Origin of the sequence: Geobacillus sp. DSP4a (genome assembly GCF_013096875.1) — a bacterium.
Classification (GTDB): domain Bacteria; phylum Bacillota; class Bacilli; order Bacillales; family Anoxybacillaceae; genus Geobacillus; species Geobacillus thermophilus.
This window is the reverse complement of sequence record NZ_SDLD01000052.1, coordinates 1-17,136: the sequence shown is the minus strand read 5'-3', so window position 1 is coordinate 17,136 and position 17,136 is coordinate 1. Positions and strand designations below refer to the sequence as shown.

Here is a 17,136-nt window from a genome sequence, read left to right as displayed (position 1 = left end):
TTTTGTGCTTTCTCTTTTCCATCGGTCCATCAGGCGCGCTGGAAATCTTCATCTGAAAGAGCGTGCAAACGTTCCGAAAGAATGTGCAAAATCCGGAACAATCCGCAAAAATTTTGCACATTATTTCCGAATCCGCCTGAAATAATTTGAAAAAGGGATTCTGAAATAATGTGCTAATTTACATATAACGTCGGTTCCCGCGTCAAACTTTAAATCCCACTCCGTTCAGATAAAACTTTCAGTCCCCTAACAGCTTATCAATCCGTTTTTCTCTTTAAATCCCACTCCGTTCAGATAAAACCGACCTGCGCATCATTGCATTTTTGGTTTACAAGCATTTCTTTAAATCCCACTCCGTTCAGATAAAACGCTAAGCCATGCAGGCGGCTTCACTTTGTTTGCTTTCTTTAAATCCCACTCCGTTCAGATAAAACGCCGGCACGCAACCCACCTAAAACCTCGTCCAGCTTCTTTAAATCCCACTCCGTTCAGATAAAACCCAATAACGGTGTTTAACTTCGGCGAGAAAAACCGCCCTTTAAATCCCACTCCGTTCAGATAAAACGGATCGCTCGTATATAACGCTAAATACACAGCTGACTTTAAATCCCACTCCGTTCAGATAAAACGTAACAGGTGCTGCACAAGATGGAATTCGCATCGAAGATCTTTAAATCCCACTCCGTTCAGATAAAACCCTTATCCCATCGAGTACAAGAAAGTCGCTTTTTACTTTAAATCCCACTCCGTTCAGATAAAACTGTTTTCGCTCATTTTCACCATTTTGTCGAGTGTCTCCTTTAAATCCCACTCCGTTCAGATAAAACATCCATTCCCTCCGCTGTACATAAACTCACAATTATCTTTAAATCCCACTCCGTTCAGATAAAACGTATTCAGCCGCCTCACGCAAAATGCGATAGGCCGCTTTAAATCCCACTCCGTTCAGATAAAACCAGTTTTTCGTTCGATCGAATGACTTTCTCAATATTCCTTTAAATCCCACTCCGTTCAGATAAAACATACCAGTCGACAATTAGTGTCATACAAAAAATTTCTTTAAATCCCACTCCGTTCAGATAAAACGCGTCTTGCTGGCGAGTATATCCATGATCCGCTTCCTTTAAATCCCACTCCGTTCAGATAAAACTGACTTTACCGAGCTCATCCAAGAGATCAACGAGATTTCTTTAAATCCCACTCCGTTCAGATAAAACTATGCAAAATCATTTAATCCAACATCAAGTATCCAACTTTAAATCCCACTCCGTTCAGATAAAACTGGTGACGGCAGATGGGGCATACGTTTTTGAGTCTGCAATCTTTAAATCCCACTCCGTTCAGATAAAACGTAAGTGATTTGTGATACTCTCCCGTTTGAATCATCTTTAAATCCCACTCCGTTCAGATAAAACTTTGAACAACTCCTGTCCCGTGTCGAACGGAACAAGGCGCTTTAAATCCCACTCCGTTCAGATAAAACGATCTGCAAAGCCGAATATTTCTTTAACTCAAAAAATCTTTAAATCCCACTCCGTTCAGATAAAACGGGGAAAAAGTGGGTACACTTGAGGCAAAAAAAAACTTTAAATCCCACTCCGTTCAGATAAAACTAACTCGTCCCGGCATTGGTATTTGAACCATTCTGCTTTAAATCCCACTCCGTTCAGATAAAACTCGCCGACACATTCGGGCCAATAGCGGTGTTTAACTTCTTTAAATCCCACTCCGTTCAGATAAAACTTGACGCGAGCATATTCCTTCTCTGCTTCGATACGTTCCTCTTTAAATCCCACTCCGTTCAGATAAAACCATCCCCGGTTATATAGATTTCCGATCCATCTAAACTCTTTAAATCCCACTCCGTTCAGATAAAACAGACGACCTCGCTTCGCCACCGCATTGCTTGTCTTTCTTTAAATCCCACTCCGTTCAGATAAAACACTTGACGAGCATCAGCGGCGTTGTCCCGTTAGGCGACTTTAAATCCCACTCCGTTCAGATAAAACAAAAAGTATCCAACTTCATCACACCCGTGAAACAGCTTTAAATCCCACTCCGTTCAGATAAAACTTGCCTCGTCCAGCTTTTCCGCTTCCTTCACTTTGCCTTTAAATCCCACTCCGTTCAGATAAAACAATGTTCGAGAGGGCGTTTTTGAGATTCTCGAAAACTTTAAATCCCACTCCGTTCAGATAAAACGAAGTTGATACAAGTGACTTGACCACGCTTATTCGCTTTAAATCCCACTCCGTTCAGATAAAACGATCGATCGTGTTCGGAACCGTGCAGCGTTGACCCTTTAAATCCCACTCCGTTCAGATAAAACGATTTTGAACGTATCGGGACAGTTCACCGATTAAAAAACTTTAAATCCCACTCCGTTCAGATAAAACACTCCTTCCAGCTGATCCGCTCCTAATTGCTTGTAGACTTTAAATCCCACTCCGTTCAGATAAAACCGTGTGTTCTTAAATTCACCGAAAAATGCAGCTGTCTTTAAATCCCACTCCGTTCAGATAAAACGCGAACGGACTACAAGAAAAGAACCTAACGCATAAAATCGCTTTAAATCCCACTCCGTTCAGATAAAACAGGGGAAAAAGTGGGTACACTTGAGGCAAAAAAAAACTTTAAATCCCACTCCGTTCAGATAAAACATTGACCCTCGTGTATTACCGTTAAAAATCACATTCACCTTTAAATCCCACTCCGTTCAGATAAAACATTGACAACGATGTCTTTTTCAACGTGCCACACCTCTTTAAATCCCACTCCGTTCAGATAAAACCAATCACAACGATATATCTACGACGGAAAAATACTCTTTAAATCCCACTCCGTTCAGATAAAACCGACGACGTCGTCGCTTTTGCCTAGCGGAAAAATACTTTAAATCCCACTCCGTTCAGATAAAACAGACGAGCAAAAACGCGAAGCTTACTATAAACAAACTTTAAATCCCACTCCGTTCAGATAAAACGGCGTACCATTGATCGCCCTTCGCCTCGTTCGAAAACTTTAAATCCCACTCCGTTCAGATAAAACAATGATGATGATGATGTCATTGTTCCAAGTTATTACGCTTTAAATCCCACTCCGTTCAGATAAAACTTTTACCATCTCGTTCGACTTCCGTTTTTACTACTTATCTTTAAATCCCACTCCGTTCAGATAAAACATCACCATACCTCCTTGTTATGAATGATTTCTTGCATGCTTTAAATCCCACTCCGTTCAGATAAAACAGCCAGCAACAAGTACAAAAATCAGCTCAAGAGTACTCTTTAAATCCCACTCCGTTCAGATAAAACGCCGTACAGCTACCAGGTAAAAAAGGACGAGTGCCCTTTAAATCCCACTCCGTTCAGATAAAACAAACAAAACGACGGTTTTTCTTGTCTCCGAGGATTCTTTAAATCCCACTCCGTTCAGATAAAACCCTCCACCGCCCTTTTAGTAGCCGCGCGATCAATCTCCTTTAAATCCCACTCCGTTCAGATAAAACCCCCTATCAGTTACAAAGCAATATTCATTGATGTAGCAGGGAATTCCGGCTAATGCCTACACAACAATTATACCTCATTTTGCAGTAAAGTAGTAATTGTGTTTTCTATGTTGCGCAAATAATGTCGCACCTCCCTTGATAAATCAAGCTTTTCCCCATTTATCCGCTAAAATGCGGTTCACTGCAAATTCTTAAACTTAAAGGAACAACTCATCAAAATTCTTTTCCTGACCAAATACCCGCTTTTTTATATTCTTCGGATTTTCTACTTCGTATAAGTAAATGGAGTCTTCTTCTTTATCAATGATCATCTCCAATTCATACATGCACTTCATCAGCAGACTTTTCGAAATCTCCCCTTCAAATACGCTATTTTGCGTCCAAGTGAGATATTCCTTTAATTTTTTGCAAACTTTGTTGACCCGCTTCTCCGCTACGTCATACGTAATGATAACAAACATGGTTCACCACCACGCTTTCAGCGGTTTATATCGTTCATCCCCAATGAAATGTTTAATGAGTTTGTAGCATTCCAATCGTATAAAATGCCGATAACTCACTTTTCTTTTCAGCTTCCGATGTTGAATGGATGTGGCCAATTTATTCTCCCACTCCATAATAAACTTTTTCTTTCCTTCCTCATTTAAAAATACCATTCCATCGATATCATCAAAATGTTTGTTGGTAATGATCCGATTGTTAATGGAGGCGATAATAACCGGATCGACGATCAATGGCTTAAAGATTTCAGCTAAATCCAAACTTAACGAAAATCGTCTTGTCGACGGTTCGTGCAAAAAACTAACCGTAGGATCAAGCGGCGTCTTGTAAATTTCCCCCAAAACAGTTGTATAACATAAGGAATTTCCGAATGATATCAAAGCATTCAGCGGGTCGCGCGGAGGTTGCTTTGTCCGCTTTTCAAACGTAAAGTCTTGCTTCAAAATCCCGTTAAAGGATTGATAATAATGTTGGCGAATCCGTCCCTCAATTCCCATTAACTCTTGAATAGTACTTGCCGCATCCAATTTTTTTGTCTCTTCTTCGATCTGATGGATATAAATTTCCGTTTTCTCTCGATGCCTGCGAATATTCCGCAGCATATGATGCACAGCGCTTTCCAAAAACATCTTGGCGATATACAACCTTTTGCCATTATCAAGATAATGAGCGCTCTGCTGCACAACGGTAAAACCAGACACTTTTCGATTTCTCGGACAGAATGTGCCTGCGTAAAATCCATAGTAATTGAAAATATGCAAATGAACTTCATGCTGGCTTAACAAATTAAGCAAAGCGGAGTTGAAGTCCACTTCCCCAAATATATATAAATTTTCGATTTGATGCACAGGAAGCGATCTCTTGTTTTCTTTTTCATCTAAAAAATAAATCGTATTGTCCTTTCGCTTGAGCCGCCCATTTGAAAAGATATAATGATCTTTCAACATCATTCGTCACCTTCCAGTGCATAACAAAATTCGTAATATGCACACTTCGAGCAATATGATAGTTTTTTAAGAGGTGGGGGAGAGGGAAGTTGCAAAATTTGATAGATGTCTTTTAAAGCCTTTTCCACCTTTCGCTCGTCTTCTTCTGTTAATATCACTTCCTCCGTCTTTCTTTCCTTCGTATAGCTGATCAATCCTTTTTTATGAATGCCTCGTTTTTTCAGTTCGTAAAGATAGTACAACATTTGAAAACGGTCCGCTTCGGCCATTTTACTGGAGATTTTGATTTCGCGAACGTACTCTTCCTCTAATGCATCCAGCTTAAACGTGTCATCAATGAGAATTTCTCTCTCATTCAAGCGTGGATACGCCCGTTCGTGCAGAATTTTTCCTTCGATCACTCGTTCGTGCTCTTCTTCCATTCCAATTCCTTTGGAAAACAACCATAATTTCCGCTTGCACACTTTGTAATAATGGATTTGAACACCGCTTGCCATTCACTGCACTCTCCTTAGTAAAATGCTGACAGTGGTGTATCCAACTGAATCCCTCTGCCTCTCCCCACTTCGCGATCAAAATCGTACTCAACATCGGCAATGTATATGTGGTCAAACGGTTTGGGCAATCGTTCTGAGACACATTTCTCCGCAAGAAAACGGTGGACGCTGATCGTCTTCTTTTCGATCTCCATCCGAAAGCGAAGCCGTTCTCCTCCATCCCGACAACGGCGGTATTGATCTATTGCATCTGCAATTCCATCGTAAATTCGCCTCGGAATGACTGGAACGGTCTGAATGTCACGCAGTTTCCGCTGCGCCTCTTTCTTGCTCATTTCATACGGATCTAAATGGTCAAACATAGCTAACGCATCTTCGAACTCCTGCAAAAACGAAGTTCCTTTCAATCTCTCACGTTCATACAACTTGCCAACCAGCTCAATTTTTGTTCTTTCATCGAGAATTTGTCTGTCAAAAGGCCTCAACAACTCCGTGCTTTCACACACGAGATGTCCATCATATACGGATGGAACCCCAGAAACGTTTTGTGTAAAAATATGGATGTTGCATTGTTCCCCTTCAATAACTCTTCTTCGATAACAGCGCCCAAGACGTTGAAACAGACTGTCCAGTGGAGACATTTCTGTGAATAAATAGTCGAAATCAATATCAATGCTTGCCTCGACAAGCTGGGTCGTAATCCACACCCCATTTGTCTTTGCCTCATTGAACTCTTGAATTTGCCGCTCGAGCCATTGACGATCTTCTTGCGTAAATTGTGAGTGCAGCAAATGAACAGGTACATCGCTGCCCATTTCGGATAATCGTTCGTACAATTCCATCGCCCGACGAACCGTATTCACAATGACTAACACTTGGGATGAACGCGCCATTTTGACAAAGTCCTCTATTCCTTCTGTTATTTCTTCGTCATGGAGCTGAATACGGTGACGGTGATTTTGGCTGTCAATAAATTCGCCGAAAACGGTGTCTTCTTCATCGATAATACTTCGGCGTTTGAGTTCATCCAAATATAAAGTTGGCAATGTAGCCGTCATAATCATAAACCGGCCGCCTACTTTTTTAATCATTTCTAATGACTTAATCAACATCGCAGCAATTTTTGGATCATACGCTTGGATTTCATCGATCACCACTTTGGCGTTTGCCATGCTTGCTAATTCCTTTTCAAATCCTCGATAATAAAAAGGAAACTTTAAAATTTGGTCAACGGTTGTGAAAAGCAGCTTCATGGACAATTGCTGCGATTGTTGCTTAATCGCCTCCCAGTTTTCTTCCCCCCGTTCCACCAAATAGAAAGCGCTTGTAGAATGCAAAAGACCTGCGGCATCGTATCCCATTTGATGACGAACTCGTTCATAAATAGCGTTGATGCTGACGCGAAGGGGCAAGGTGAAGAATGCCTTATCCCGATCGATCCACAATAAGGCAGATTCCGTTTTTCCCATGCCTGTTTGTGCTATCACAATCACATTTTTATGGGTGTGACCTGCTGTAAAACGCTGTAAATCGTTGAGATGAAACGACTTATTCTCCATATACCGTCGCACATAGACGCCAACATCTTGATGAACGTCCGATTCGACGGGAAGGTGCGCTGAGGCCGCATGGTCAATTCGTTGCAAGAGGCCCTTTAACAACACATAATCCCAAAATGACTCCCCTTCATGAATGGTATACCGTTTTAGCAACCGATCCACAAATCGAAACGATAACTTTTCAGCCAAGGGCAGTCGCATATGATGGGCAATAGCCTCTCTTTGCTTTTGTAGATCGTTTTCTAAAATATCACGGATCGCTTCTTTATCAGGCTGTTTATCCCGCTCATGATGGTAGCCGATGGCATGAGTTAACAGTCGTATTTCTTCTTTCGTCAAATTCAATTGGTCAAATGGAACAAGACCAACAGACAGATAGTTATGCGGTACATTGGCGTCGCAATCAGTTTCCAACAGTTCTTCTTGAATGGCGCGGCGGATTTTGTTTTGAAACACCGTGTTCGCTTTCCCGATGTCATGGTACTCGATCGCTAATCGAAGCAATTCCCACATTCTTTCATTGACACGAATCAATCGGTCTCCATAACTGTCCTTTAGTAATCGCCAATTATCAAGAAGACGATCCGTATGTTCACGGATCGTCTCTTTCGTTTCGGACTTTGCATAAAACATGACCGTTTGATTTCCTCCCATTCTATAAATGGAAAAATACGAGCTCCCCGTCTTCATCAATACACGCTCCCTCTGGAGCTGTCGTCCCTTTTCGCACGTATCCCACATTGACTTTCTCCCATTTTCTCACTCCGTTCACGACTTCGTATTTCCAAGGGAGTTCATATGGGATATGCTTTATGTCTATATCGAGCAAATGATGGGGAATGTAAGCGTAATAGCGTAAATCTTTCTCTTCATCCAATTCATCTACCTGAACTATTTTATACTCATCAATTCGGACCAAATCTTCCCATCTACCTAAGCTATAATGGTTTTCGCCAGTTTCGATGGCATGTATTACCCGTTCAAGAACTTCTTTTTCTGCCTCAACGTGAATCAACAAATCAACTCGGTACAACAAATGTGTATAAATGGGCATTGTCGTAATTTCGTTAGCATCGTACGAAAACGACTCATCCTGAATCCCATCAAGGATCAGTGGAAAAGCAGCGACATCACGTTTTTTAAAAAAGTAATGCCGCTGATAGTCGAGCAGTTTCGCCTCATACTCCCCTTGAACGCTTAGGCGCATGGGGATGAAACGATCCGCGCGAAGCAACGCGTGAATCATTCCTTTAACCGTAGAATAAGGCGGAAGCGGATATGTTTCCGCCACCTTTGAAGCGAACGGCTTTTTATAGCACGCTGTCTCTTGAAATAGTTTTAAACGCAACGCCTTCATTATCATTCACCATAGTATGTTTGAACTTGTTCAGCAATATGGCGGAAAAACTGCTCCACTGATCCAGTCTTCTCTGCAAATCGTTGTGCAAATTCATCTTCATTCGCAAATATGCCGCTTACTAAACCGATGCGCGTCTCGTCAGCAACTGCCTTGCCAGCGAACGTTTGCGCCATGGTATCCTCGATCGGGGCAAGATCAATTTCCCACCCTCGCGGCGAAGAGGACAGGCGAATTTTTCCGAGGAAAAACGGATTCGCTACATCGTATACTCCGCCGATGACAAATAGCGGGGACAAGTTTTCACGGCGGCCGCGAATATTCCGATTGAGCAACTTCACAATATCAAGCAATTGCTGGACGCGCTTCGTTTTTTCCTGATTGGACAGCTCGACCTCCCCATCGACGCCAATGCGATGCAAGTCTATCGTGATGGTGTAACAATAGAAGCTTTGGTGCTGCTCGATCTGAGCCAAATTCGGATCAGCCCCAATCCGGCTCGCTAGTCCCATGTTGTTTAAAAACTCCAAATCACTTTTGTATGGCTCGAGAGAAATGGCATGGCTTAGACGAACAACAGCAGCGCGTTTTTGCGAGTTTTTATCCGTTTTCAAGTACCCGAATAAATCCATTTCAACGGAATCTTCGATGGTGACATCTTTTTTGAACTGAACAACCCCGCTCGCTTTATCAACGGTATTTAAGTTCCAACCAAACAGTTCATTTCCTAAACGGACGATATCGTAGCGCAAACTTTGCCGCGATGCGTATGTGTACGCCTCTCCATTGCCGCGATGAAACTTTTTCAATTCGGAAATATTCGCAATGCCCTCTCCATAGTTTAGCGATCCCGCTTGAAAGGCAATCGTCATCGTGACCGTTTTCGTCATGATACAACCTCCTCTTGTTCTCCTTGTCCTTCTTGAGACAGCAACCCAGCAATAAAAGCGTTGGCTACAGCAGGAAAATCCAAATCCCGCTCATGCAGCGCATTTAAGAAAAGCGGAGAAATGGGCTGATCCGCTGACATATGAAGACGGAACAACGTATCCAAGAAGCTTTTCCGATCCCCCGCTTTCGCTGCGTTTAACAACCGATAGGCAATGGCGCTAATTTTTTTACTCGGGCTGGCAGAATAACGGTCGGCCGTTTTTGGGATTCCAGCCTGTTCCAATGCCTTTCGAATCTCTTGGCCGCACCGATATAGGGCATATATCCTTTTGTCTGTTTTCTCCATTTCTTTTCCTCTCCTTTTCAGCTGCATAATTCGGCTGCGTTCGCGAATAGCGATGTAAGGGCCGATGTGGGAACGTCCATTTTCAATACAATCACGCAAATATTCATAAATGACTCGAGCAGGGTCGACTCCGCGCAACACGTCTTGGATGAATTGTTCACGATAGTCATAGTGGACGTAATCCAACTTTCCAGGATATTCAACAAAATAGCGCGCCAAATACAATGGGAGATGGTAATAGTGTAAATGCGTTTTTTTGCTGTCATAGTCAGAAGAAAATTCTAAGAAAAATAGATGGTCGACCACATAGCTTGCTTCTTTCGTTACACTTTGGACGAGCTTGCTGACGATGCGGTCAAACGGATCTTTTTGCTGCTTCATCTGCTTCAGGTGGTTGTTTTTCTGTAAAATCTCCGGGAATGGCGCATCGGATTGGACAAAGCCTGCGTACATGCGATACTCGTTTTGGTCTTGAAATCCTTCTTTCTTTAAGTAAATCGCCGCACCAGCAGGCGCAAAAAACAACACAAGTTTCGCCAAAGATGAAATCGGTTTCGGTTGCTTGTCCTGCAAGTCCCAATTAAAATTAAAAGCCTTACTTGTTATCCCAATCGGGGAAAAAATCATTTCTTCGAAATTATAAAAAGCAATGCGGCCAGGGAAAAGCATACATTCATACACCGATTTCAGTTCTTCTTGCATTTGTGGCAAAGGCTTCTTTTTCCACGCTCTCTTCAACGCTTTAAACGGCTCATATTCAACATGCTCATCCAAAAAACGAAGAACGTCTTTCTCTGCCGAAGCAGAGCGCAAAATTTGTTCCAATTGAAGATCGCGTTGCACCGGAACAATATAATCGGCTTGAAATTGTTCGATATGCCCTTCCAAATCCAAATGATTTTTCGAAACATTCAAGAACGATACTTGTCCAAAAAAAGATTTGAGAACAGCCGCTTTAAAATAATTTAATGTCAGCTTTTCATTAATGGCTTCTTTGGAAAGTAGTTGTTGAAATTCGGCGATACATTGCTCCAATTGTTCAAGTTGCTCCGGTTTTTTGACGGATTTGAGCGTTTCAAATAACTGCTCGACCGGCTCATCAGGGAAATACTTTTGAATTTTCTTTCCCGCATCCGTAATCGTCTTTTTTATACTGGATAAGGCCGTTGAAAATGAGTTTTCTTTTTTAGCCTGTCCAAGGTAATGGCGCAATCTCTCGCCATCCCGCTTTGCTACACTGTATTCATCGATCAAATAAAGAAAATACGCTCGGGGCAACTGTGGAAGCACCTCTGTCTCCAACTCAAGCCCCTGAGGGTGGATTGAAACGCTTTGCCGGTGCTGTGGGTCAATAATCCCCTTCCGCAATCCATACTCAAATACCCGATACAGCCCGACAAGCCCCATTGTCACCATCCACTCGCCCATGCGGAGTTCAATCTTCATCCCCGCACCTCCTCTACCTCAAGCAGGCCAAATCCTTGATTGCGCCGTTTCGACAACCCGAGCTGATACAGCAACTGCAAATCGGTTGGATGGCCAGTTAGCGAAAAGAGAGTTTGGTAGGCTGTAAAATATAAAACGTCGCCGCCCCCATGCGTTGCCTCGAATTCGTGATTCGTCTCCTTCACGACCACCTTGCGCCATCGCAACGGCCGCACAATCAAGGGCGACAATAGCCCATTTCCCCGATACTGCCGCAAAATCAGATCTGCTAAATAATTCACGTGCTCCTCATAATCAGGAGCATCTGGGCTGACCGGCTTCTGGTTTTTATCTTCGACCAACATCGGAGAAAGGGTGCGAAACACCACGGTAGAATCTGTGATCGTTTTCTCCGGCAGCATGCGGATTTTCTCTTTTACAAGCTGATAGTGCTTGTATGAAAATACTTGCTTTTGTTGCAAACCGTTGTATAAGTGCAAGAGAAACTCATGATCAGGCGAACTAACGGTCATTGTTATTCCATCTAAATAAACCTCTTGGCCAACAAATCGAAAATTTCTTAAATATGTAGAAAATGAAAATGGTTTCATTGAAGAACTGTTGTATAAACGCTCATAATATTGCTCATCCGACGTTCGCAATGCTTCTTTTATCACCGACACCAACATCATGCGGTATGAAACAGGCATTCTTTCCACTTTAAATGAACAAGTAAGCCTCATGACGCACCTCCTTTTGACTTACATATTACCGTATTTTGACTAAAAATGTTGTCGAAATTTGTCTTTTGAAATTAATAAATTGGTTTCTCCCCCCTTAGACTCCTAATTTATTTGAAGACGCGGAATGATCTATCAAATACTTCCAACAGATCCACAATTTTGGATTAAGGAATTGCTGCACTCGCACTCCTAGTGCGTCAGTCCATCCTTTTTCTCAAAATACACATGCAACCGATACTCGCAAATTTCTTTCGTCCAATTGTACAAGATTTCTTCATGCTCCCGCGCAATGGAAAATTGGAGCGCAAACACGTTGTTTTCAAAGGAAATCAGCCCCCTTGAACTGCCGCTCCATTTCGTCATCGGCATGCGGGCGATCAACCGGCTCACCTTTTCCTGGTCATATTCCCAGAGGCGCTTCGTTTCTCCGTCGGAAAAATCGATGCGCTTTCGGTATTCTTTTTCCGTTAAATACCGATGGAAAAACGGGGCAGCCTCCTGCGGTGTAATTGGTTGGTGCCATCCGGACGGTCCACGTTCAAGCATGGCTTTTAGAACAACCATTTTGTAGCTTTTTGACATCACCGTACGTTCCACTTCAACAGGCCACGGCTCGTGTTTTAGAAACACTTCCTTTTCCAGCTCCGACAACTCCCCCGCCCAATATAAAAAGCCGACATAAGATCCGAACTCTTGTTTGTACTCCGCTGCTTCACTTCGGCCTTGGAGATGCAGTTCCAAATACGTCGGCCGTCTGCCAAGCTCCTGTTTCAGCTCCCGATAATCAGCAAGCAGCCGCTCTTTGCGCGGCTGGCGTTTTTTCTGCATCTCCTCGAGAAGATGGATGGCTTGTATATCAAGATGCAGTTCGCACGTTTCTGGAACGGTTGGCACAACGGATTCCCGCGCCGTTTTCTTTGTTTCCTCTCGCCGCGTATCAAACAGGCGCAGTTTGACATCCGCATTCCGGTAGTTTCCGATTAAATCAATAATCACGCAATAATCCTTGCCTTTGTACAGCCGCAGCCCGCGCCCGACTTGCTGGGTGAAGACGGTCAGCGATTCCGTCGGCCGCACGAACAAAAGTGTATCGACAGAAGGAATATCGACCCCTTCATTGAACAAGTCGACGGTGAAAATGGCGTCCAGTTCACGGCGTTCCAACATGGCAATAGCCTGCTTGCGCGAAATAGCCGTCTGCTTCGAATGAAGGCTGACCGTCCGGTAGCCGTGACGCTGGAAATATTGGGACAGGAAATCAGCTTGCCTGATCGATGAACAAAAGACAAGCGTCCTTGTTTTCTTATACTTCTCCCACGCTCGCAAAATCTTCTCCGCCATCTCCTCGCGAAGCTGCACTTGAAGCAGCTCTTCCTCATCATAGCGATTGCCAAGCCACTTGATTTGCGAATAGTCTGTGTCGTCGTAGACCCCGTAATAATGGAAGGGAGCCAACCAACCGCGCTGCACCGCTTCGATAAAATCGATGCGATACGCGACATTTCCGTCGCAAAGGGCGTATACGTCTTTGTTGTCGCTCCGATCTGGAGTAGCAGTGATGCCAAGCAAAAATTTCGGCTGAAAATAACAAAGGACGCGTTCGTACGAGCGGGCTGCCGCATGGTGGAACTCGTCGACAATGATCAAGTCAAATGCGTCGGGACGAAACGAATGCAAATGTTTTTTCATGCTCAACGTAAAGATCGAGGCAAACACCATGTCGGCATTTCCTTCTTTTTGATTGCCATCGTACAGTCCTGCTGTTCGATCAGGAATCACGCGTTCAAACGACTGCTTCGCCTGGCGAAGAATTTCTTCGCGATGGGCGATAAACAGCACCCGCGAAAAACGGCGGGCAAAAAAAGCGGCCAAGTATGTTTTTCCCAGCCCGGTCGCCATGACAACCATCGCTTTGTCGTACCCTTCTTCATAGGCAGCTTCCAACCGCTCCAACGCCTCAACTTGGGCAAAGCGCGGCTGGATCGTTCCATATGGCGCCGCCGTTTCATGGACAACATCGACCTTGTCCGCCGTCTCTTCCTCTTGCTTCTTCTCCGTTTCCGTCGGAAGCATCAACTCGATTTCCTCATTCTCCGCCCATATGCGGGCTAAATTGGGGTGCCGCTGATGATAGTCTTGATGCTGCTTTTCATAGTCAGCGGCTGTTTCGGCATTGACCGGCACCGTTTCCGGAGCGTAAAACAGCTTTAAAAACTGCTCCATCGCTTCCGCAAATACATCCTCATCAACGCTCTTATCCAGTCCAAGGTTCCATTCGACACCGTCAGTGAGCGCCGAACGGGACAAGTTGGAAGAACCGACAATGAAGTAGCCGCCTTCTGCATCTTCAAATAGGTACGCTTTCGGATGAAAGGACATTCCCTCACTCCGATACAAGCGGACCTCGATGTCCGGGTGAATGGATATGAGCTCGCGCAACGCCTCTGGCTGAGTGACAAACAAGTAATCACCAACGCAAATTTTGATATCCGCCCCCCGCTCTGCAGCTGCCCGCAAACTGCCCTTCAACAGGTGAACGCCGGACTTCATCGCAAACGATGTCAGTATGTATATCGTCGACGAGCGGCTCATCTGTTCCTGCAGCTTGTCAAGGAGACGGTTGGAAATCAATTTCACCTTACTCATCGTGAACCTCAATCAAGAAAATTTTCTCCCGAAAGCCGCCGCGCTTCTCTGCCTTTTTGGCGCGGATTTGTTCCACTTGCTCGATCGAAGCGCCATGGCATTCAGCCAAAGCATGGATAATTTCCAACACGTCTGCGAGCTCTTCAAGAGCCGCCTCATCCGTTTCCGCTTGGACGTATTCCTCAAGCTCCTCAAACGCTTTTTTCTGCAGTTCTTTCCGATACTCTTCATCGTCAAGTATGCGGGTTGTGAACGTTTTTCCTGATTGTTCAATAATGGTTGGGATGCGGTCACGGACGAGTTTGTTGTATATCGGCATGTCCATTCCTCCATTTACAAAACTATACTACCATTTTACAAAATTTCGCCTTTTTTTCATAGGAAAGAACACACAGAAGACCGCCGTTTCTAAGGCTTATTGCCTGTTGCAAAATGAAAACACGAAAAATTTCACATACTCCCCCCTCTCTCATCCCATACTAAGAAAAATCGACATAATTCGCGCTTGGGGCTATGATGGAACACTCGATCCTTTGGCTGCTTGCTGCGGTGGGCATCGGTTTGCTGGGGCTCAGCTTCCGCGTTTTTTCACCAAGGGAAGTATGGCTTTCGTTTTTGCTCAATGCATATGCGGCGAGTTTTTTCGGTTCGATCGTGGCGGGGGCCGGGCTGCTCGAGTATCCGGTCCGTTTTTTTGCTTCCTACTCACATTTCGCACCCTAACAAGGTCAAAACAAAGGATTTTTTATTTAGTTTTTCAGAATAACTTTTTGACCAACACAACGAGCGACGGCAATCCTTTTTTACCATCGCTGGTCGTTCCGTATCACGTTACACGTAGATGCTCTCATCCATGCCCAATCCCTGCAGAATCCTTCGCTGATCAGGGGTAAGGGAGCGATCCAGTGAGCGTTGGATGCGCCCATCCGGCAGATTGAACAGGACGACGTTCACATATTGAAACAGCTGAAAAATCGCCTGTCCCGTCGGCCGGGTCAGCTTGCGGCCTCCGGCGCCCTTTAACGGGCGTTCTGGTGTGATGAACTGACGCACCCGGCGCTGAAAGACGCGGTAAATCGCCAAGGCCAAGAGAAATAAATAGCCCAACACCGCCACCCGTTCTGGCTTTTTGACGTAAATCTCGTCGGTGAAGAACGGATCTTTGAGAAAGGAGAAGTTCATTTCCACCGATATTTGCCCTTTATACAACTTCAAGATTTCTCGAGCATCCATCGTTCGGCCTTTCCATTCCTTCGGAACGGTCGTGACGAGGACAAACCGGGACGCTTTCCGTCTTGCCTGTTCCCATGCCTGTTGGTGGAATTCGACGTCCAGGCGCAAAAGATACAGCGTCTCCACCTCGGGTTCCACCCCTTTTTTCGGCCGGCCGCGCCGTTTTTCTCGGCCAACGAAAAGGAGTCGCTCCACGCTGGATCGGGTTGGACATCCGCTTCCGCCAGAGCAGCTTTGACGATTCGGAGCGACGATGGGCCTCTCGTGATCAAAAAGGCGTTGGCGGCTTTCGTCTGCGCCAGAGTGTCTTTCGTCATGGCGGCGGAATCGGCCACGTAAATCCATTCGTCTTCAATCTTGGCTTGTTTGAGCTGTTCGTGGACACGGGACAGCACCTCCGGATTCCACGTTTTGTCCGGCAGGTTGCCGTCGTGCACATCGCCGTAAAACGGGATGCCATCCTCGTTGCCGATCAGCCCGAAACCGATCTGTTTTTGCCAGCGATGATGCCGGTTGTAGCCATGCGTGATCCGCAGGGCCTCTGACGAGACCGATTCATACGCGCCGTAAACGGTCTTGTCCGTCGTATCGGCGTGGAAGGCCTGGAGAGGAAGGCCTTCTTTCCGATAAATGTGAATCAAGCAAGTGCTGATCACCTTGTGAATATCCGCCTCATACAGGCGGTCGAGATGACGAGCCAACGCATCATCATTGAACCAAGAAGGCTTCAGCCCCGGCCGGATCAGCTTCGACAAATCGATCTCATGCGCCCATCGCTCCAAATGGACGAGTGCTTGTCGTCCGCTCAAGATATCCAGAAGGATCAGCTTGACCGCATCGCTGGTTCGGGTTTGGCATTGGGGATCCACCGGAACCAGCCGATCGATGAGCTGGGGAAGGTCAAGATCTTGGAAAAGGGCACTTATTATATTCAAATAGGAACTGTCATAAATCTCACAAATTTGAACATCCATGGTGGACAAACTCCTTTGCATTCCTTGTGTGTCAAGGATTCATTCCACATCGATGCAAAAAAATCCTCCCGATTTTCGTCGGAAGGGTGCGAAATGTGAGTCGGAACGAAAAAATCCTCCCGATTTTCGTCGAGAGAGTGCGAAATGTGAGTCAGACGCACGATGTTTCTGGTTTTTTCGAGACGGAGTCCAAAGCGCCATTTGGTATTCTTCGTACAGCCTTTTTTGCAAGTCACGGCTAATGAATCCTTTGTCCCCGAAGTTATACGGGTGGGGAATTTGGGTCATCACGCTTTCGGCTGCGATTCGATCGTGGCAAGATGCTTCCGTCACCACATACCCCATTGGCAGCCCTTGATCGGTCACTTGAAGGTGCAGCTTCAACCCGTAGTACCATTGCTTTTTCGAAGCACAATACCCGATATCGGCGATTCCTTGAAACCGTTTGACCCGATCCATTCTCACGGCATGACATAACTCGATTGGCAAGCTATCCACCACAGCGTAGG

Annotated in this window: 11 protein-coding genes, 2 pseudogenes and 1 CRISPR repeat array; of the genes and pseudogenes, 1 reads left to right on the top strand and 12 read right to left on the bottom strand. The window is 44.9% G+C overall.

From position 1 onward, the window contains the following. Positions 1-207: 207 nt before the first annotated feature. Positions 208-3,508: a CRISPR direct-repeat array (repeat unit 29 nt; unit sequence CTTTAAATCCCACTCCGTTCAGATAAAAC). Between the two features lie 197 nt (positions 3,509-3,705). The 10 genes from cas2 to ETC02_RS14555 all read right to left on the bottom strand — a co-directional run bounded on the left by cas2 (position 3,706) and on the right by ETC02_RS14555 (position 14,739). Beyond that, positions 3,706-3,969, bottom strand: a complete 264-nt coding sequence (cas2, locus tag ETC02_RS14600) for a CRISPR-associated endonuclease Cas2 (protein WP_044746555.1) — start codon at positions 3,967-3,969, stop codon at positions 3,706-3,708. A gap of 3 nt (positions 3,970-3,972) precedes the next feature. Next, a complete protein-coding gene (cas1b, locus tag ETC02_RS14595; RefSeq protein WP_044746556.1) occupies positions 3,973-4,956 on the bottom strand; it encodes a type I-B CRISPR-associated endonuclease Cas1b in 984 nt (327 codons plus the stop codon). Next, positions 4,956-5,453: a CRISPR-associated protein Cas4 gene (gene cas4, locus ETC02_RS14590; protein ID WP_013144993.1), complete on the bottom strand. Its 498-nt coding sequence runs from the start codon at positions 5,451-5,453 to the stop codon at positions 4,956-4,958. The genes cas1b and cas4 overlap by 1 nt, the downstream gene beginning before the upstream one ends. A 14-nt stretch (positions 5,454-5,467) precedes the next feature. Continuing rightward, positions 5,468-7,702, bottom strand: a complete 2,235-nt coding sequence (gene cas3 / locus ETC02_RS14585) for a CRISPR-associated helicase Cas3' (protein WP_253264163.1) — start codon at positions 7,700-7,702, stop codon at positions 5,468-5,470. Continuing rightward, positions 7,668-8,369 carry a type I-B CRISPR-associated protein Cas5b gene (cas5b, locus tag ETC02_RS14580; protein ID WP_041468334.1) on the bottom strand — a complete coding sequence of 234 codons (702 nt, stop codon included), beginning with the start codon at positions 8,367-8,369 and terminating at the stop codon, positions 7,668-7,670. The genes cas3 and cas5b overlap by 35 nt, the downstream gene beginning before the upstream one ends. Positions 8,370-8,371: 2 nt before the next feature. Next, the gene (gene cas7i, locus ETC02_RS14575) at positions 8,372-9,259 is read right to left on the bottom strand and encodes a type I-B CRISPR-associated protein Cas7/Cst2/DevR (protein ID WP_171698383.1); all 888 of its coding nucleotides are present in this window, start codon (positions 9,257-9,259) and stop codon (positions 8,372-8,374) included. Continuing rightward, the gene (locus ETC02_RS14570) at positions 9,256-11,052 is read right to left on the bottom strand and encodes a type I-B CRISPR-associated protein Cas8b1/Cst1 (RefSeq protein ID WP_171698382.1); all 1,797 of its coding nucleotides are present in this window, start codon (positions 11,050-11,052) and stop codon (positions 9,256-9,258) included. The genes cas7i and ETC02_RS14570 overlap by 4 nt, the downstream gene beginning before the upstream one ends. Then, a complete protein-coding gene (gene cas6, locus ETC02_RS14565) occupies positions 11,049-11,774 on the bottom strand; it encodes a CRISPR-associated endoribonuclease Cas6 (RefSeq protein WP_171698381.1) in 726 nt (241 codons plus the stop codon). The genes ETC02_RS14570 and cas6 overlap by 4 nt, the downstream gene beginning before the upstream one ends. Before the next feature lie 189 nt (positions 11,775-11,963). Next, positions 11,964-14,420, bottom strand: a complete 2,457-nt coding sequence (locus tag ETC02_RS14560; protein WP_171698380.1) for a DEAD/DEAH box helicase family protein — start codon at positions 14,418-14,420, stop codon at positions 11,964-11,966. Beyond that, a complete protein-coding gene (locus ETC02_RS14555; protein ID WP_069304349.1) occupies positions 14,413-14,739 on the bottom strand; it encodes a nucleoside triphosphate pyrophosphohydrolase in 327 nt (108 codons plus the stop codon). Before ETC02_RS14555 ends, ETC02_RS14560 begins: the two co-directional genes overlap by 8 nt. A 197-nt stretch (positions 14,740-14,936) precedes the next feature. Between ETC02_RS14555 and ETC02_RS14550 the strand changes: the two genes are divergently transcribed. Beyond that, positions 14,937-15,143: a hypothetical protein gene (locus ETC02_RS14550; RefSeq protein WP_082063868.1), complete on the top strand. Its 207-nt coding sequence runs from the start codon at positions 14,937-14,939 to the stop codon at positions 15,141-15,143. A 108-nt stretch (positions 15,144-15,251) separates the two neighbouring features. Here the strand turns inward: ETC02_RS14550 and ETC02_RS14545 are convergent. Together ETC02_RS14545 and ETC02_RS14540 are read right to left on the bottom strand one after the other, a co-directional pair. Beyond that, positions 15,252-16,627: pseudogene (locus ETC02_RS14545) on the bottom strand (IS1634 family transposase). 123 nt (positions 16,628-16,750) lie between these two features. Then, positions 16,751-17,136: pseudogene (locus ETC02_RS14540) on the bottom strand (IS982 family transposase); the annotation flags it as partial.

Coding starts and splice junctions, on each gene's coding strand:
- cas2 (WP_044746555.1), bottom strand. CDS start 3,969: ATGTTTGTTATCATTACGTATGACGTAGCGGAGAAGCGGGTCAACAAA.
- cas1b (WP_044746556.1), bottom strand. CDS start 4,956: ATGTTGAAAGATCATTATATCTTTTCAAATGGGCGGCTCAAGCGAAAG.
- cas4 (WP_013144993.1), bottom strand. CDS start 5,453: ATGGCAAGCGGTGTTCAAATCCATTATTACAAAGTGTGCAAGCGGAAA.
- cas3 (WP_253264163.1), bottom strand. CDS start 7,702: ATGAAGACGGGGAGCTCGTATTTTTCCATTTATAGAATGGGAGGAAAT.
- cas5b (WP_041468334.1), bottom strand. CDS start 8,369: ATGAAGGCGTTGCGTTTAAAACTATTTCAAGAGACAGCGTGCTATAAA.
- cas7i (WP_171698383.1), bottom strand. CDS start 9,259: ATGACGAAAACGGTCACGATGACGATTGCCTTTCAAGCGGGATCGCTA.
- ETC02_RS14570 (WP_171698382.1), bottom strand. CDS start 11,052: ATGAAGATTGAACTCCGCATGGGCGAGTGGATGGTGACAATGGGGCTT.
- cas6 (WP_171698381.1), bottom strand. CDS start 11,774: ATGAGGCTTACTTGTTCATTTAAAGTGGAAAGAATGCCTGTTTCATAC.
- ETC02_RS14560 (WP_171698380.1), bottom strand. CDS start 14,420: ATGAGTAAGGTGAAATTGATTTCCAACCGTCTCCTTGACAAGCTGCAG.
- ETC02_RS14555 (WP_069304349.1), bottom strand. CDS start 14,739: ATGCCGATATACAACAAACTCGTCCGTGACCGCATCCCAACCATTATT.
- ETC02_RS14550 (WP_082063868.1), top strand. CDS start 14,937: ATGGAACACTCGATCCTTTGGCTGCTTGCTGCGGTGGGCATCGGTTTG.